16 protein-coding genes are annotated in these 16,660 nt (G+C 43.4%); 10 read left to right on the top strand and 6 right to left on the bottom strand.

Translation table 11 applies throughout. The features are described 5' to 3' along the window. Window positions 1–241: 241 nt before the first annotated feature. The 6 genes from CXF80_RS10460 to nqrF are packed head-to-tail and all read left to right on the top strand — an operon-like array spanning window position 242 to window position 6,075. On the top strand, window positions 242–1,621 hold the full coding sequence (locus CXF80_RS10460; protein WP_101032817.1) for a Na(+)-translocating NADH-quinone reductase subunit A: 1,380 nt from the start codon (window positions 242–244) through the stop codon (window positions 1,619–1,621). After that, entirely contained in the window at window positions 1,621–2,835 is a 1,215-nt protein-coding gene (locus tag CXF80_RS10455) for an NADH:ubiquinone reductase (Na(+)-transporting) subunit B (RefSeq protein WP_101032816.1), read from the top strand. Before CXF80_RS10460 ends, CXF80_RS10455 begins: the two co-directional genes overlap by 1 nt. Next, window positions 2,825–3,595 carry a Na(+)-translocating NADH-quinone reductase subunit C gene (locus CXF80_RS10450; protein ID WP_101032815.1) on the top strand — a complete coding sequence of 257 codons (771 nt, stop codon included), beginning with the start codon at window positions 2,825–2,827 and terminating at the stop codon, window positions 3,593–3,595. The genes CXF80_RS10455 and CXF80_RS10450 overlap by 11 nt, the downstream gene beginning before the upstream one ends. Continuing rightward, window positions 3,596–4,216: an NADH:ubiquinone reductase (Na(+)-transporting) subunit D gene (locus CXF80_RS10445; protein WP_101032814.1), complete on the top strand. Its 621-nt coding sequence runs from the start codon at window positions 3,596–3,598 to the stop codon at window positions 4,214–4,216. Between the two features lie 9 nt (window positions 4,217–4,225). Beyond that, the gene (gene nqrE, locus CXF80_RS10440; protein WP_101032813.1) at window positions 4,226–4,834 is read left to right on the top strand and encodes an NADH:ubiquinone reductase (Na(+)-transporting) subunit E; all 609 of its coding nucleotides are present in this window, start codon (window positions 4,226–4,228) and stop codon (window positions 4,832–4,834) included. A gap of 23 nt (window positions 4,835–4,857) precedes the next feature. Further along, the gene (gene nqrF / locus CXF80_RS10435) at window positions 4,858–6,075 is read left to right on the top strand and encodes an NADH:ubiquinone reductase (Na(+)-transporting) subunit F (protein WP_101032812.1); all 1,218 of its coding nucleotides are present in this window, start codon (window positions 4,858–4,860) and stop codon (window positions 6,073–6,075) included. Window positions 6,076–6,207: 132 nt separating this feature from the next. Here the strand turns inward: nqrF and CXF80_RS10430 are convergent, their stop codons facing one another. Then, window positions 6,208–6,381, bottom strand: a complete 174-nt coding sequence (locus tag CXF80_RS10430) for a helix-turn-helix domain-containing protein (protein WP_101032811.1) — start codon at window positions 6,379–6,381, stop codon at window positions 6,208–6,210. Between the two features lie 106 nt (window positions 6,382–6,487). After that, window positions 6,488–7,171, bottom strand: coding sequence for a nucleoside-diphosphate sugar epimerase (locus tag CXF80_RS10425; protein ID WP_157822212.1), 684 nt, complete (start codon window positions 7,169–7,171; stop codon window positions 6,488–6,490). 238 nt (window positions 7,172–7,409) lie between these two features. On the opposite strand from CXF80_RS10425, the gene CXF80_RS10420 reads away from it, so the two are divergent. Beyond that, window positions 7,410–8,081 carry a nitroreductase family protein gene (locus CXF80_RS10420; RefSeq protein WP_101032809.1) on the top strand — a complete coding sequence of 224 codons (672 nt, stop codon included), beginning with the start codon at window positions 7,410–7,412 and terminating at the stop codon, window positions 8,079–8,081. A gap of 305 nt (window positions 8,082–8,386) precedes the next feature. Here CXF80_RS10420 and lpxL read toward each other — a convergent pair whose 3' ends face one another. Continuing rightward, complete coding sequence (gene lpxL / locus CXF80_RS10415) at window positions 8,387–9,313, bottom strand: LpxL/LpxP family Kdo(2)-lipid IV(A) lauroyl/palmitoleoyl acyltransferase (protein WP_101032808.1); 927 nt, start codon at window positions 9,311–9,313, stop codon at window positions 8,387–8,389. Window positions 9,314–9,416: 103 nt separating this feature from the next. Between lpxL and hldE the strand changes: the two genes are divergently transcribed. The 3 genes from hldE to CXF80_RS10400 all read left to right on the top strand — a co-directional run bounded on the left by hldE (window position 9,417) and on the right by CXF80_RS10400 (window position 12,551). Beyond that, complete coding sequence (hldE, locus tag CXF80_RS10410; RefSeq protein ID WP_101032807.1) at window positions 9,417–10,847, top strand: bifunctional D-glycero-beta-D-manno-heptose-7-phosphate kinase/D-glycero-beta-D-manno-heptose 1-phosphate adenylyltransferase HldE; 1,431 nt, start codon at window positions 9,417–9,419, stop codon at window positions 10,845–10,847. Between the two features lie 3 nt (window positions 10,848–10,850). Further along, on the top strand, window positions 10,851–11,828 hold the full coding sequence (locus CXF80_RS10405) for a hypothetical protein (protein WP_232772080.1): 978 nt from the start codon (window positions 10,851–10,853) through the stop codon (window positions 11,826–11,828). 234 nt (window positions 11,829–12,062) lie between these two features. Further along, window positions 12,063–12,551, top strand: coding sequence for a TetR/AcrR family transcriptional regulator (locus CXF80_RS10400; RefSeq protein ID WP_101032806.1), 489 nt, complete (start codon window positions 12,063–12,065; stop codon window positions 12,549–12,551). A gap of 185 nt (window positions 12,552–12,736) precedes the next feature. Here the strand turns inward: CXF80_RS10400 and CXF80_RS10395 are convergent, their stop codons facing one another. From CXF80_RS10395 to pntB, 3 genes are all read right to left on the bottom strand, one after another. Continuing rightward, window positions 12,737–13,435, bottom strand: a complete 699-nt coding sequence (locus CXF80_RS10395) for a DUF3581 domain-containing protein (RefSeq protein WP_101032805.1) — start codon at window positions 13,433–13,435, stop codon at window positions 12,737–12,739. A 599-nt stretch (window positions 13,436–14,034) separates the two neighbouring features. Next, the gene (locus CXF80_RS10390) at window positions 14,035–15,060 is read right to left on the bottom strand and encodes a sensor domain-containing diguanylate cyclase (RefSeq protein WP_101032804.1); all 1,026 of its coding nucleotides are present in this window, start codon (window positions 15,058–15,060) and stop codon (window positions 14,035–14,037) included. A gap of 105 nt (window positions 15,061–15,165) precedes the next feature. After that, the gene (pntB, locus tag CXF80_RS10385) at window positions 15,166–16,650 is read right to left on the bottom strand and encodes a Re/Si-specific NAD(P)(+) transhydrogenase subunit beta (protein WP_101032803.1); all 1,485 of its coding nucleotides are present in this window, start codon (window positions 16,648–16,650) and stop codon (window positions 15,166–15,168) included. Between the last annotated feature and the right edge of the window lie 10 nt (window positions 16,651–16,660).

Here is a 16,660-nt window from a genome sequence, read left to right as displayed (position 1 = left end):
TATTTTTGTTAATAATTATTAGTAAATCGCCGCGGAAATGACGTCGAAATGTAAAAACCTTTTTGACTTTAAAATTACACAAATTGCATCATATTGGTCAATAAATTGATTTGGTTCACACATTTGGTATTCGGTTATGTTGAAAAATTACAGTTCTCACTCGGACTGTGATCTTTGTTGTTATATTAGTAGTTGCAAACATATAATATTAGCTATCGAATATTTTTAGATGGTGAATGTGATGGCTGGTGCTAACAATCCAGTGATAACTATTAAGCGTGGACTTGATATCCCGGTTGCTGGTGAACCACTACAGCAAATAGATGACGCACCTAAAACGACCCAAGTGGCGTTAATTGGTGAAGAATATGTGGGCTTAAAGCCAACAATGTCGGTTGAAGTAGGCGATAGTGTCGTCAAAGGCCAAGTGTTATTTGAAGACAAAAAAACGCCAGGGGTGTTATTTACCGCGCCAGCAAGCGGAGTTGTTGTCGCTATTAATCGCGGAGAGCGTCGGGTCCTGCAGTCGGTGGTCATTGATTGTGATGCCAAGCAAGAGCCCTGTTTCATTCTTGAGTCTATGGATATTAAGGCACTATCACATCAAGCTGTTAAAGACGGTTTAGTCCGCAGTGGCTTATGGACCGCGTTGCGCACACGTCCTTTTTCTCGAGTGCCCCAGTTAGATGCAAGCCCTGCCGGTATATTTGTCACCGCCATTGACACCAATCCTCTTGCGCCCGATCCACGGGTTATTATTGCGACTCAACCACAGGCTTTTCAGGCCGGATTATTTGCCCTAACGTTTTTGACTAGCGGTCAGGTGTATCTATGCCAAGACGATGGCGCTTCGTTATTGGCCGATGCCAGCATTGAGCACGACTTATCGCAAGTCAGTGTTCAGCGTTTTAACGGTGTGCACCCTGCCGGATTAGTTGGCACCCATATTCATTATCTGTTACCTGCCAGTATTGAACGCCAAGTGTGGCATGTGGGTTATCAAGACGTGATTGCCTTTGGCAAACTGTTTTTAACCGGCGAACTGTATACCAATCGTATCGTGTCATTAGCCGGCCCTAATGTGTTAATGCCACGATTAATGAAAACTCAATTGGGTGCGAAGCTAAGCGATTTGACCCTGGATGAAATCAATCAACAAGATTCCCGTATTGTTTCTGGATCACTATTGTCAGGCCATACGGCTGTCGGCGTTTATGATTATCTTGGCCGCTTTCATAATCAAATTAGTGTGCTCACTGAAAATGGACAACAAGAGATTTTACCTTGGGTTCGCCATGATAGCCGAAAATTCTCAATGACCGGCATCATGATGTCAGGCTTTAGTCGCACCAAAAAACTGTTCGACTTTACGACCCAAGCTGGTGGTTCTCCACGGGCCATGATGGCATTTGGTCAACTTGATCGTGTGATGCCATTAGATATTCTGCCCACGCTTTTAGTGCGCGACTTAGTGGTACGCGATACCGATGAGGCACAGTTATTAGGGGCATTAGAACTAGATGAAGAAGATTTAGCACTATGTACTTTTGTGTGCCCTGGGAAATATGACTTCGGTAAAGAATTACGTGCTTGCCTAGATATTATCGAGAGGGAAGGTTAATGAGTCAGCAACAGAAAAAAACCAGCACCCAAGACAGTTACTACGCCCATGGTAACTCAATGCGGAGTTATCTACGGTCTTTGTGGATAGCCAATGGCCGCAGCACTAAAGGTGATGTGCATATTCGTGATGCTATTGATGTTAAGCGCACCATGCACATTGTCGGCATGTGTTTATTTCCTGCCATGTTATTGGGTATGTACAACATTGGTCTTCAGGCGCAAATGGCCATTATTGCCGGGGCAACCCAGCCTGATGTATGGCAATTAGCCTTGTATAACGCGATGTTTGGCTCGCTGACTGAAAGTGCAGGTTTGATCAGTTTATTCGCTTATGGTGCCAGTTTTTATGTGCCGTTTTACTTAACGGCGCTGATAGTAAACTTGGTATGGGAAGTGGTGTTTGCCAAAGTGCGTCGCCAAGAATTACATGAAGGCTTTTTTATCACGGCCTTATTGTTCTCGTTAATTTTACCCATTTCTACACCATTATGGATTGTGGCCTTAGGCATCAGTTTTGGGGTTGTGGTGGCAAAAGAGCTTTTTGGCGGCATGGGCTACAACTTCTTAAATCCTGCGCTAGCGGGTTATGCGTTTATTTACTTTGCTTATCCAACCGAAGTGGTGGCGTTAGGACAGTTTGTTGCGGTTGATGGCTTTTCTGGTGCAACCACATTAACTCTTACAGTGGCTAAAAAATTAAGCTTTGTCGATGTGAGTTGGTTTAGCGTGGTGAGTGATCCGAGCTGGTGGAATGCCTTTTTAGGCTTTACCCCAGGTGCTGTGGGTGAAACCAGTACCTTAGCCATTCTTATTGGTGGCGGTATTTTACTCCTAACCCGCGTAGCTGATTGGCGTGTGGTAGCCGGCGTTATGCTGGGAATGATCATTACCGTCTTGTTGTTCAACTATTTTGGTTCTAGCAGAAATCCCATGTCGGCAATGCCGTGGACATGGCACTTAGTGACCGGTGGTTTTGCATTGGGAATGATGTTTATGGCCACCGATCCGGTGACGGCATCCTATACCCGTAAGGCCAAGTTTGTTTTTGGATTTATGATTGGCTTTATGACCATTATTATTCGTTTACTCAATACCAAAATGCCAGAGGGTATTATGTTGGCTATTTTGTTTACTAATTTATGGGCACCGTTATTCGACTACTTAGTCGCTCGCGCTAATATTAAACGGAGACTAAAACGTCATGGCCTTTAAGAAAGATACCGTCGCTGGAACCATGGTTTTTATTATCATTTTAAGCTTAGTTTGTTCGTTTATGATCACGGGTACTGTCGAGATTTTAAAAGAGCGCAAATTAGCCAAGAAGCGTGAAGAAGTGCAGCAGTATGTGTTAAAGGCTGCTGACATCGACATCAGCCAAGGTGACTTTAGCGAGTTGTTTACTCAGCGAGTTCAACCGAAAATGGTTAACTTGGCGACAGGTAAAGTGACTGAAAAAGCTAACTTACTTGATTTTGACGAACGCATGGCGGCCATTAACCCTGAAACGTCTACTAAACCTAAAAAAGACATCGCCAAGATTAAAACCATGGCGACCGATATTCGCATTTTTGAGGTGTACGACACCAAGGGTCAACTTGCCAGTATTGTTATGCCTATTTACGGCAAAGGTTTGTGGTCGATTATTTACGGTTACATGGCGATAAAACCTGACTTAAACACCATTGAGAACATCGTGTTTTATGAGCATGGCGAAACCCCAGGTATTGCTGACTTTATTACTGACCCACAATGGTTAGCCTTGTGGCAAGGCAAAACGCTATTTGATGCCAAAGGTAACATTGCCATTAAAGTGATTAAGGGCGGTGCAAAAGACGGTGACATTCACGGCATCGATGGTGTCAGTGGTGCGACTCGTTCGGGTGTCGGTATCCAACGTTTAGTCGAGTTTTGGTTTGGCGTAGAGGGATACCAAACTTATCTACACACGTTAGCCGCTGCAGAGGATAAGTAAATGAGTAATACCACTTCAACTCGCGAGATCCTGACATCGCCTATTTTTGCCAATAATCCAGTGGCAATGCAGGTATTAGGTGTGTGTTCGGCCTTAGCGGTCAGTAATTCGATGCAAACCGCATTTGTGATGACACTCGCGGTGACGTTTGTGTTGGTGTTTTCGAACTTGATTATTTCAAGCATTCGCCACTTTATTCCCAACAGTGTGCGCATTATTGCGCAAATGACCGTGATTGCGTCCTTGGTGATTATTGTCGATATGGTGCTACAAGATGTGGCGTATGAGCTATCGAAACAGTTATCTGTGTTTGTGAGTTTGATCATCACTAACTGTATCATTATGGGCCGCGCCGAAGCCTTTGCGATGAAACATCCTCCTCACCTAGCCGTGTTCGATGCCTTAGGCAATGCCTTGGGTTATGGGGTGATTTTAATGGGCGTGGCGTTTATTCGTGAACTACTGGGTCGTGGCAGTTTGTTTGGTCATTCAATCTTAACCACTGTCGAAAATGGCGGCTGGTATTTGGCGAATGAGATGTTCACATTGCCACCCAGTGCCTTTTTTATCATTGGCGTGATGATTTGGGTCATTAAAATCATTCAGCGCAAGCGCGGATAAGGAAACAGCATGGAACACTATATTAATTTATTTATCCAAGCGGCGTTTATCGACAATATGGCGCTGTCATTTTTCTTAGGTATGTGCACCTTTTTAGCCGTATCAAAAAAGGTCTCAACTGCATTTGGCTTAGGGATCGCAGTGATTGTGGTGATGATGCTGGCAGTGCCACTAAATCAAATTATCTACGTCAATATCTTAGCGCCAGGCGCATTAGCGTGGGCGGGGTTTGCTGAACTTAATTTAAGCTATTTACAGTTGATTACCTTTATCGGGGTGATAGCCGCGTTAGTGCAAATTTTAGAAATGTTTTTAGACCGTTATATTCCGACCTTATATCAGTCATTAGGGATCTTCTTACCGCTATTAACGGTCAATTGCGCTATTTTTGCCGGGGTTATCTTTATGGCTAACCGTGACTATAACTTTACTGAGTCAGTGGTCTTTGCTGCGGGTTCTGCTGTGGGTTGGGCGATGGCCATCGTGTTATTAGCAGGATTGCGTGAACGGATGAAGTTTCATGCTATTCCTGATGGATTACAAGGCATTGGGATCACATTTATTACCACCGGCTTAATGGCTCTGGGCTTTATGTCATTTGCGGGCATTACGTTATAACGCATTAAAAAAAGGGTTATTTAATGGAAATGGCAATAGGTATTGGCATGTTTACCATAGTGGTAAGTTTGCTAGTGGTGGTGATTTTAGTCGCCAAACGAAAATTGGTGAACACCGGTGATGTGACGATTAGCATTAATGGTGATGCCAGTAAAAGCGTGCAAACCCCTGCGGGTGATAAATTATTGGGTGCATTGTCTGGGCAACAGATATTTATTCCATCAGCCTGTGGCGGTGGTGGTACTTGTGGTCAATGCCGCGTAAAAGTGAAAGCCGGTGGCGGTGATATTTTAGCGACTGAGCTGGATCATATCTCGAAAAAAGAAGCCAAAGACGGCTCTCGTTTGGCGTGCCAAGTCGCCGTGCGAACCGACATGGAGCTTGAGATTGATGAAGAAATTTTTGGGGTTAAAAAATGGCAATGTGAGGTTATTTCAAATAATAACCAAGCGACCTTTATTAAAGAACTGTTATTAAAAATTCCCGAAGGCGAAGATGTGTTATTTAAAGCGGGTGGCTACATTCAAATTGAAGCGCCTGCCCATAAAGTCCGTTATGCTGATTTTGATATTCCGGACGAATACCGTGATGACTGGGTTAAGTATGGTTTATTTGATTTAGTCTCTACGGTGGATGAAGACGTATTACGTGCTTACTCGATGGCCAATTATCCTGATGAAAAAGGCAGTATTCTGCTTAATGTACGTATCGCCACACCGCCTAAAGCCGGTTTACCACCAGGGAAAATGTCGTCGTATATATTTAGCTTAAAAGCCGGTGATAAGGTGACTATTTCGGGTCCATTTGGTGAGTTTTTTGTCAAAGAAACCGATGCTGAAATGGTGTTTATTGGTGGTGGTGCTGGCATGGCGCCAATGCGGTCGCATATTTTTAATCAACTAAAAAGTGTTAACACTAAGCGTAAAATGAGCTTTTGGTATGGTGCTCGTTCAACTCGCGAAGTGTTTTATCAACAAGATTTTGATCAACTTGCCGCTGAAAACGACAATTTTACTTGGAATGTGGCCTTGTCGGATCCATTGCCAGAAGATAATTGGACCGGATACACAGGCTTTATCCATAACGTGCTGTACGAGAATTACCTAAAACAGCATAAAGCGCCGGAAGATTGTGAGTATTATATGTGTGGCCCGCCGCTGATGAATTCATCGGTTATTGCTATGCTAGAAAGCTTAGGAGTTGAGTCGGAGAATATTTTACTCGATGACTTTGGTGACTAACGTCTTGCTGTGCAGTACTCACTAAGCCGATAAAAAAATCCCCAATACTGTCAATGACGGTTTGGGGATTTTTTAGCAGAGAACTTTTAGTAAAGAACTTTGAGCAAAGAACGTTAAACGGGTAAAGAGGGGTTAACGTTCAGAAAACGCTAAATAACGCATCACTTCGGCTTTATTAAAACTAAGCACATTACCGTGTTGTTCAGTGAACAGTAAATTTTCACGAGCATAACGCTTAATTGTAGTAGGGCTTTTGTCGAGTATTTCACAGACTTCATTTAAGGTTAAATCGTTAGCATCACTCATCTCGTTCTCCTTACTTAATCGTTACAGTTATACTTTTATGTCGTTAGCATTAAACAACACATTGGTATTAACTTGTCACAAACATGCATTATTGTCGAGCGTACTCTTATGAATAATGACAGCGATGCATCATGGCATTAGTGATAATTTGAGTGGTGGGAGCAACTTGAGGCTTCAGAGCGACTTGGTACATCGACTCCGCGACCATTTGTGCATCAATGGGCTGATATTGACGCAGCGGGCCGATAAACAAAAACGATAATCCCCCCAAAATGGTTTGGCCAATATCTTCCAGAAGACGTCTATTATCTCGAGGCCCTAATAATAAACTGGGTTGGAAAATATTCATTACCGGTAAGGACAACGCCTTAAGCGCTTGTTCAACCTCGCCTTTTATCCGGTTATAAAACACGCTTGATTTAGCATCCGCACCCAGTGAGGTCACTACCATAAATTTAAGCGAAGGATTTGCTTGTGTTTGACACAGTTTAGCAAAGGCCAGTACGGCTAATTTATCAACCTGAATAAAGGCCTCTTCGCTACCAGCTTGCTTGATAGTGGTACCTAAACAGCAAAAGGCATGATCCACTTTGTCTGCCAATGTAAGTTCATGAAGTTCGTCAAGCTGGCTGTCAATAAACTGTACTTTTTCGGCGCCAAATTGATGTTCGACCAAATTAGGTTCCGAACGGCCAATGACCAATACTTTACTATACTGTTCACTTTCAATGATGCGAGCCAGTAAGGTATTACCCACTAACCCCGTCGCACCTATTATTACTGCAATCATATGATCCTTTAGAAAGCTAAACTGACTCGCATAGACTCTAATCTGTCGCTCCAACGGTTTCAATAAGAATATTTTAATAGTCATTATTATCCTGTTTGTTAGCGTAGTGTTTTTGCAGAAACATTAGTGTTTTTTGCAGAAATATTAGTGTTATTCCAAAAAACTAGCGTTATCGCAACAAACATGAGTGTAAGCTCAACATAACAGTAACAAGTAAGCGTAATCATTAGGATGCATTATGACCCAAGAGCATTTACCTCTGACCGATTTTATTGAATATTCACCTGATGAAATGCTCAAGCGGGCACAAGATAATTACCAGCAGGTTAAACGGCGTCATTCTATTAGGGCGTTTTCTGACCGTGCAGTCCCGCAAGCCATTATTGAACAGTGCATTTTAGCGGCGGGCACGGCACCTAATGGGGCGAACCATCAGCCGTGGCATTTTGTGGCAATTAACAGTCCGCAAATAAAAGCGCAAATTCGTCAACAAGCTGAGGCATTAGAGCAAGCGTTTTATGCCGGTCGTGCCGGCGAGGAATGGTTAGCGGCATTGAAACCTTTAGGGACTAACGCCGATAAACCGTATTTAGAACATGCGCCTTGGCTAATTGCTGTGTTCAGTAAAAAACGCACCGAAGCGGCGGGTGAACAAAAGAGTAATTATTATGTCCATGAATCAGTGGGGATTGCGACGGGATTTTTAATCCAAGCATTGCATCACGCAGGCCTTGGTACATTAACGCACACCCCAAAACCGATGAGCTTTTTAAGTAAAGTGTGTGGGCGCGACAATGATAATGAACGCCCCTATATGCTTATTATTACTGGGTATCCTGCAGATGATGCGACCATCCCACAACATGCACTGGAAAAGAAGTTGCTCAGTGAAATGTGTGATTTTATATAATGACGATTCCTGCCGGGCTAGTGCGGTGAAGGTTTGGGGGTAAATATGCCTCTTCATGCTAAGTTAACCCTATACTGCTCGGATCATTATGTTCTCAATAAACGCCATCAAAACTGCGTTGGTAGTGGCAATGTTTTTGCGCTTTGCGGTGTGGCTGATCAAATCAACATCGATAATCGTGTCACCAAATTGATAAATTGGCATGGTGTTAGGCGTAACAAATCAAACGAGTGGTAAATGATGAGCCAATAAAAAAGCGTCTAAAGACGCTTTTAAGACCAATACGGCCGCTCGATTAACTAACTTCAGTCATATAACGAGGGTGTATCTTCGGTGGGACGCGTTTTAAAGCGACGATGCAGCCACATATATTGTGGTTTGTTGCGGCTAATCAGTTGTTCAATTATCTGGTTGCCTCGGATGGCGTCATCAGTTTCATTGTCGCCGGGAAAGTTATCTAAAGGCGGCATGATCTCGAGGGTATAGCCGTTATCATCAGCATTACGTTCAACAAAAAAAGGCACAACATTGGCTTTGCCTAATCTCGCCAGAGAGGTTGCACCGGTAATGGTGGCTGCATCCGGTACCCCAAAGAAAGGAATAAACACCGCGCTTGAGCGGCCAAAGTCTTGGTCCGCTGTGTACCAAATCACGTCAGGGCTGCGTAAACTGCGGATCATTTGGCGCACGTCACGCTTAGGCACTAAGCCTTTATTTGAGCGTAAGCGACCTTTTACTTGTAAGTATTCCATTACCGGATTGTTGTGTGGACGATATACCCCAATACCAGGGGCAAATTGACCAAATATACGCGCGCCCATTTCAAGTGGTAGGCAATGCACCGCAAATAAAATCACCCCTTTGCCACTGTCCAAGCTTTGACTAACATGCTCAGTGCCTTTAATCGTCATGTGTTGCTGGACGCGATTGTTTGACCACCACCAGGCGTTAATGGTATCAAATAAGGCTTTGCCGGTTTCTTCAAAGGTCCGCTTAAGCAGTTGTTGTTTGTCAGTATCACTCATATCTGGAAAGCATAAATCGATGTTACGCCTTGCGGTATGGGTTCGACCACTGGCTATTTTCATCACTAATCGGCCAAGTGCACTGCCAATATTCATTTGCCACGGTAAGGGTAATAACAAGGTCAAGCGCATTAACCCGACGCCAAACCACATTAGCCAATGTTTAGGATGATATAAATCAGAAGAAAATTCGGCTTTCTCGACCACAGATAACTCGTCTAGTTCATAAAAATTATTTGTTATTCTACCTCATATTTTGATGAAAATTAGGTACAATCATGGTTAAATTTTACAAGACAGCGAATACACCATGAAGGTTTCTCTCCCCGCTTTTGAAAATGCGCGCGTTTTAGTGATTGGCGATGTGATGTTAGATCGCTATTGGGTAGGCCCTACGGGACGCATTTCACCCGAAGCCCCTGTACCTGTTGTTAAAATTAATCAAATCGAAGATAGACCCGGCGGTGCCGCCAACGTGGCATTAAACATTGCTACATTAGGTGGACATGTCCACCTAGCGGGTATTGTAGGTCAAGATGAAACGGCGCAAGCATTAACCCAAGGGGTGAAAGTGTTTGGCGTTGAGCCACAGTGGTTAACAGTCGCAGACAAGCCAACGATTACTAAATTACGCGTTTTGTCGCGCAATCAGCAATTGATCCGCTTAGATTTTGAAGAACCGTTTGATAAAGCCACTAGCCAAGCGTTATTCGCTCAAAGCGAAGCCATTTTAGATAATGTTGATGTATTGGTATTGTCAGATTATGCCAAAGGCGCCATTGATGAACCTAAGGATTTTATTGCTAAAGCGCGAGCCAAAGGGGTAAAAGTATTAGTTGATCCTAAGGGGCATGATTTTGCGCGTTATCATGGTGCGTCATTAATTACGCCAAATATGAGTGAGTTTGAGGCGGTTGTCGGTACGGTGACCAGCGAAAATGATTTAATCGAAAAAGCCCAAAAACTGATTAAACTGCATGATTTTGATGCCATTTTAGTGACTCGTTCAGAAAAAGGCATGACCTTAGTATCGCAAGATCAACCTGAACTGCACATTCCAACGGTTGCCCGTGAAGTTCACGATGTAACGGGTGCCGGTGATACCGTGATCTCAGCCTTAGCGACATCCATTGCTGCGGGCGCGACGTTAGCGCAAGCTTGTGCGATTGCCAATACCGCTGCAGGCGTGGTTGTGGGTAAACTCGGTACCTCGACGGTCAGCCGCATCGAATTAATTCAGGCATTAGCCCTTAACCATGGCGAGTCTGGCTTTGGGGTGATGACAGAAGATCAATTAGCTTATGCGATGGATCAGGCACGTTTACGCGGTGAACGTATTGTGATGACCAATGGTTGTTTTGATATTCTACACGCGGGTCATGTGAGTTATTTACAGCAAGCCAAAGCGTTAGGTCATCGCCTCATTGTTGCTGTGAATGATGATGACTCGGTTACACGGTTAAAAGGCCCTGGACGTCCAGTCAACACGGTTGATCGCCGTATGGCGGTATTAGCGGGCCTAGCAGCGGTAGATTGGGTGGTTCCATTCTCTGAAGACACGCCGCAACGGATTATTACGCGCCTATTACCCGATTCTTTAGTTAAAGGTGGTGATTATAAGGTGGAAGATATTGCCGGTGGTGCTGAAGTGATGGCGGCGGGCGGTAAGGTCGAAGTGCTTGGATTTGAAGATGGTGTGTCAACCACGGCCATTATTCAAAATATTATGTCACAAAAATAATTGATGCTTAGATACTGGCAGCGATCATTACTGACGTTATTAAGCTATAGCCTCGCTTGCGCAGTGTTATTAGCAAGTCAGTCTGTCAATGCCAACCCGTTTATGAGTCAATCAGTGGCCATCGTTCCGGTCATAGCGACTCAGGCTATTGTTGAAGATAATGTGGCGAATGATGATATTCGCCACGCTTATTTCATCCCTATTGCAACTAAACAAGCACTCGTGTGCCCTGTGTCTACTCTGGTGCAATGTGTTGCGTTACTTCCTGCCTCATTACAACATCAAGCGGCTTTTTCTGTTGCTAATATTCGCCGTGCAATTGGGCGTAAAAGTGCCATGGTGCTGGTCGCTAAAGATGACATCATTGCAGGGGTGATTATTATTAATCCCGCTAAAGAGGTGACAGAACAGAGTGGCGCGATTGGGTTAACAACTTATCAGTTGCCGTTAGCCGAACAAACACAGTTAACCTTGTGGCACGAGATAGGCCATTTATATAACATTGCACTGCAAGACAGCATTTTACCTTCCTCTTTGACTAAATATCAGCATGAATGGCTAGCCGATTTGTATTTGTTATGGCGTATTGCGCAACATTATCACCAGCTCGATCTAGCGTGGCAACAGTTCCATCGGCGAAATCTAGCGCTCATTAACGACAGTGGTAATTTGTCCCATTGGAGTTCTCCCCAGTTACAGGTTGTACTCAGTCATTATGATGCCCAACAATTACAGCATTTTACTCGGTATGAGGATTTTTTAACCGCGGTTTATCCATTAATGCCGACGTGGTCGACGCGTGACATGGGAGAGTTTTCTAGCTTAGTCCAGCGTACTTTTGGTGCAGTTCAGTCTTTGCCTGAGTACATGTTTTGGCGTCAACCTAAGTTAATTGAAGTGTTATCGCCGACCTTAGAACAGTTGATGGGCGAGGCTGAAACGCAGCAGTGGCTGAAAAAGCAATTTTCAACGATAAAATAAGCGATAAACTTTTATTCGCTATTGTTTTACCGTATGAAGGTCATTTAGCCGTGTTCTGTTATTACCTTTGATTTTAAAGGGGTAAATAAATCGTTATCGCGATAATATTCTGTTTTATCCTGTATATCTGTACATTGTACGGTTAAATATGTTGTTGTTTTGTCAAATCACAGCAGAATTTTCTAGTTTGGTCTGGTAAGCTCTTGCATCAAAATAATTAGAGAGATCAAGTTTATGGCCAAGCGTTCTAGAGTTGAAACTGAGTTAACCGTTAACCAAATTTTAGATGAAGCCTTTAAACAAATCCTCACAATTGGTTTTGAGGCGATGTCGTACACAACATTGTCTGCAGCCACTGGCGTTAGCCGCACGGGGATCAGTCATCATTTTCCGCGAAAAACAGAATTTCTAGTGCGTTTAGATCAACGTATTGGGGCGTTTTTTATTGAAGGATTAGACTTTGCTTCGATAACAGCATTTGAGCGATCATGGGCTGACGTTATGCGCCACCCTGAACGTAAAGCAGTATTACAACTGTTTTTCTGTTTATGTGCCAGTACTGACGAAAACATGAAAACCTTCAAGTCGCTTGATATCGTCAGAGAGGCTGCTGTTAGCCATTTTGCTGAGGTTGGATGCCAATGTGTTGAACAACTTATCGGCAATAGTGCATTGGTATTATTACAAGATGGGCAATTACACCAAGAGCAAGCAACGCACTAAATAGTACGCATCAGTTAAGTGTTACCCGGTTAGTCACAAATCGGTGTTCAAATTGGCATTATGATCAATAGGATATCGAAGATACCATTCCGGGTCGGTATTTGAGCATTCAACATGCTGGATCGAGCTAATATCGTTACGGAATGATATTTCGTGAGCGACAAAAAATCGCCCATAATGTATGGTTACGCCCGCTTTCTGCTTTCGTATCGGTCGCACATTTGCTGCGCTTTTTCTTCATCAAACTCGCGCAAACCGCTTAATACTAATGTTTTGACTCCGCTACCTATCACTTTGCCTTGGCTTTGAAGTTCAAAGGTGAGGGTGACATCACCACGCTTACCATCAATAGCTAAGTCTTGTTTAATAAGGTGTAAACTGATGGTGCTGAAATCAAAATGGTCCAAATGAAATGACATGCTTTCATAAATCACTAATGGACGATCAGGATTAATCATCATCTTGTATTGCTTCATCATAGGCACAAGTACGTGAATAAAATTCAATCCTGAAAAAGCGACATAGCTTTTAATGAATGCCGCCGTTTGCACATCACATTGGCACTCGTCACCCTGTCGTTCAATATGCAGATATTCTTTGCCTTTGGTGTCGCAAAGGCTGAATTTATCGGCCACGTTTTTATCCACGTTTAACTCCACGCGATCACCGACCATACCAGCAAACTTAAACTGCATATTTTGGCTTAAACCGTATTCGGTCAACACTAGAGCAAACAATAAATCGCCAGGAACACAGAAGCGTTTAGCTCCTACATCATGAATGGGGTTGAAGTCTTCGGCGACTTTTTTAGCAAAATCACTAGCCTGTTGAGCCGAAATAAACACACTTTGATCTAGCTTGGTAAAATAAGGTGATAAAAACATAAAAAATAATTCTTATTGGTCAGTAGTAAGTTGTATCACAAGGCATTGTTGTTAATCATGGTCAATAACAATTTAGGCTTATGCGAGACAAGGTTAGTAATAAAATCCATTAATGAGCGAGAGTTTACGGTATAACGCGAAATAAACCCACCTGATAACGATAAACAGCAAATGCTGAAGATAAATACAAGGTGTCTTTAGGGTACTGATTGTCTGTCGCCGGTGTCAACACAGGCCACATAGGTCGAATATACTCTCTGTATTACAAGGGTATATCGAGATTACTCGGTCCATTTAATTGAGGTTTTGTTATGAAGGACTGTTTAATTTAGTGGCAGCATATCCTGAAAATGAATTTAAAGTGATATAAATTGTATTTTTATTGATATTCACATAGGGTTTTCAGCGTCATTAACCTCGCCCTCTCGGACGCAAACCTAACCTGATCGGTAAATCGTTATACACAATAGGTTTTATTATTTCGCTCATCTTCCTGCCAATAGCCCCTTTTTGTTACAAAACCTTGCTAGCGTCTGAGTGTTATTTTAAGGATTATTTTAGGTATGGCTTGGGGGATCGTTTTAGGCATTTCAATCTTATTACCAAAATAAGAAGTTATGTTTACCGTGTTTTTTAATACTGTACATGGCTTTATCGGCTTGTTCGCAAACATTAGTAAACTCATCTAATTCATCAAACAAGCTGATCCCAATGCTGAGTCCTACTTTAATGGTTTCACCCTCTAAATCGATAGGTTCTTGATAGTGTGATAGCAAGGTTCTGGCCAATACAGTTAATCGTTCCACGTTACTATAATGGGCTAAAATAACAAATTCATCGCCACCAAAACGTGCCACGTGATGACGGGGGGCTTGATCATTGTGTGTGGTGTCTGCCGCGCTAAGGAGTTGATCGCATACTTGGCAAATATCATTAGCAATATGGATTAATAGCGTATCGCCATATCGATGTCCTAAGTGATCATTAATAATCTTAAAGCCGTCAAGATCGATAAAACACAGGGCACCATGATGCGTACTATGGGTGTTTTTTCCCTGTTCAAATGCATCAATGAGTGCATTTCGATTGAGTAAATTGGTGAGCGGATCGCGAAGAGCCAGTTTGGCTAAGTCTTGTTCATAACGCTTCTCTTGGGTGACATCAATATGAGTGCCCATAATTCGAAGCGGTTCACCATTAATACCATATTCAATAATACGCCCACGGTCTGACACCCATGCAACACTGCCATCTTTGTGCACCATGCGGTGTACGGCTTGATAGGTTTCAGCTTGACCCGCTACATGGCTTTCAAAGGCTTGTATAACCCAGTCTTTGTCTTCAGGGTGAAGATTGTTTTTCCAGCTGTTGATATGGGCGGGTAATTCTTCGCGGGTAAAACCAAGCAGGTGGCCCCACTGTTGATTAAAGATAGTCAAATTGCCTGTGGGAATGTGTTGCTCCCACAGGCATAAGCCAGTGCCATCAAGTGCAGCATCAAGCTGCTCGTTTACCCGTTTATTTAATAGGGTAAGCCGACTGTTTTCATACTCTAGCTGCTTTAAGCGCTGCTGGTGTTGCTTCAGCTCAAACTGCAATTGAGAAATGATGTCCTGCTGTGTCATTGACAACCGATAATCCTGTAGAGTCCAATAGGCCTAGTTTAGCGGGTTATTAAACAAAAAAATACCAGCATTATCTGCTGGTATTTCGAACGCCATAAAGTCGATTTATAAGGCTTTAAGGATGGCTTCTACACTGTCCTTGGCATCGCCAAACAGCATTTGAGTATTGTCTTTAAAGAACAATGGATTTTGTACACCGGCATAACCTGTGTTCATTGAACGTTTAAAGCCAATCACATTTTGGGCTTTCCATACTTCTAACACTGGCATGCCCGCGATAGGGCTGCTTGGATCTTCCATTGCTGCAGGGTTAACCGTATCGTTAGCACCAATGACGAGCACAGTATCAGTATTGCTAAAGTCTTCGTTGATTTCGTCCATTTCGAGCACGATATCGTAAGGCACTCTAGCTTCTGCTAATAGTACGTTCATGTGGCCAGGTAAACGACCCGCAACAGGGTGAATACCAAAGCGGACTTTTATACCCAGAGCCCGCAGCTTTTTGGTTATTTCAGCGACAGGATACTGAGCTTGCGCTACCGCCATGCCATAACCTGGGGTGATGACAACGGAGTCTGATGCTTTTAGCATGTCAGCTACGTCTTCAGCCGTTGTTTCACGGTATTCACCGACGGTGTCATCGCCACTGGCCGCCACACTATCATTGCCAAAACCACCGGCAATAACAGAAATAAACGAGCGGTTCATCGCTTTACACATAATGTAAGACAGGATCGCACCCGACGAGCCCACAAGCGCACCAACGACAATCAGTAAGTCATTCGATAACATGAAACCTGCCGCTGCCGCTGCCCAGCCTGAATATGAGTTCAGCATGGACACGACCACTGGCATATCGGCACCACCAATCGATGCCACTAAATGCCAGCCAAATGCTAATGCAATTAAGGTCATCAGGATCAGTGGTGTCACTGCTCCGCCGGCTTGTACGAACATCAGCATTAATATAAACGAGGCCACAACGGCCAATAAGTTTAATTTATGGCGATGCGGTAGCATAAGTGCTTTTGATGAAACCAATCCACGTAGCTTAGCAAATGCCACAATCGAACCCGTAAAAGTGACGGCACCAATAAAGACGCCTAAAAACACTTCGACTAAATGAATGTTAAGCATTGCACCAGTCAAGTGTTCAGTTTGTTGGGCTTTACTTGCTTCTGCAAAGGCCGCTTTTGCCGTTTCTAACGTGGTGTTGAGGTCTTGCCCCATTACCACGACAAATTCAGACACTTCGTGTGGTTGAATATCAATAAAGCTATTAAAGCCCACTAATACTGCAGCTAAACCCACAAAGCTGTGCAAAATAGCTACCAGCTCAGGCATTTCCGTCATTTCGACTTTCAATGCTAAGCGAATACCAATTGATCCACCGATAACCATGGCGAGAATAATCCATTCTACGCCGTTTGTAGCAGGATTGAGGATGGTGGCAATGAGTGCAATCGCCATCCCGATAATGCCAAATAAATTACCATTTTTAGCCGTTTCTTGTTTTGATAACCCAGCTAAGCTGAGAATAAAAAACACGGCAGCAATGATATAAGATGCTGTAACCAGTCCTTGAGCCACGATATTACCC

It is taken from the genome of Shewanella sp. Actino-trap-3 (assembly GCF_002836275.1).
GTDB classification, from domain to species: Bacteria; Pseudomonadota; Gammaproteobacteria; order Enterobacterales; family Shewanellaceae; genus Shewanella; species Shewanella psychromarinicola.
The sequence above is the reverse complement of the archived record's forward strand: the minus strand, read 5'-3'. Positions and strand labels throughout refer to the sequence as shown.

Coding starts and splice junctions, on each gene's coding strand:
- CXF80_RS10460 (WP_101032817.1), top strand. CDS start 242: ATGGCTGGTGCTAACAATCCAGTGATAACTATTAAGCGTGGACTTGAT.
- CXF80_RS10455 (WP_101032816.1), top strand. CDS start 1,621: ATGAGTCAGCAACAGAAAAAAACCAGCACCCAAGACAGTTACTACGCC.
- CXF80_RS10450 (WP_101032815.1), top strand. CDS start 2,825: ATGGCCTTTAAGAAAGATACCGTCGCTGGAACCATGGTTTTTATTATC.
- CXF80_RS10445 (WP_101032814.1), top strand. CDS start 3,596: ATGAGTAATACCACTTCAACTCGCGAGATCCTGACATCGCCTATTTTT.
- nqrE (WP_101032813.1), top strand. CDS start 4,226: ATGGAACACTATATTAATTTATTTATCCAAGCGGCGTTTATCGACAAT.
- nqrF (WP_101032812.1), top strand. CDS start 4,858: ATGGAAATGGCAATAGGTATTGGCATGTTTACCATAGTGGTAAGTTTG.
- CXF80_RS10430 (WP_101032811.1), bottom strand. CDS start 6,381: ATGAGTGATGCTAACGATTTAACCTTAAATGAAGTCTGTGAAATACTC.
- CXF80_RS10425 (WP_157822212.1), bottom strand. CDS start 7,171: ATGATTGCAGTAATAATAGGTGCGACGGGGTTAGTGGGTAATACCTTA.
- CXF80_RS10420 (WP_101032809.1), top strand. CDS start 7,410: ATGACCCAAGAGCATTTACCTCTGACCGATTTTATTGAATATTCACCT.
- hldE (WP_101032807.1), top strand. CDS start 9,417: ATGAAGGTTTCTCTCCCCGCTTTTGAAAATGCGCGCGTTTTAGTGATT.
- CXF80_RS10405 (WP_232772080.1), top strand. CDS start 10,851: ATGCTTAGATACTGGCAGCGATCATTACTGACGTTATTAAGCTATAGC.
- CXF80_RS10400 (WP_101032806.1), top strand. CDS start 12,063: ATGGCCAAGCGTTCTAGAGTTGAAACTGAGTTAACCGTTAACCAAATT.
- CXF80_RS10395 (WP_101032805.1), bottom strand. CDS start 13,435: ATGTTTTTATCACCTTATTTTACCAAGCTAGATCAAAGTGTGTTTATT.
- CXF80_RS10390 (WP_101032804.1), bottom strand. CDS start 15,060: ATGACACAGCAGGACATCATTTCTCAATTGCAGTTTGAGCTGAAGCAA.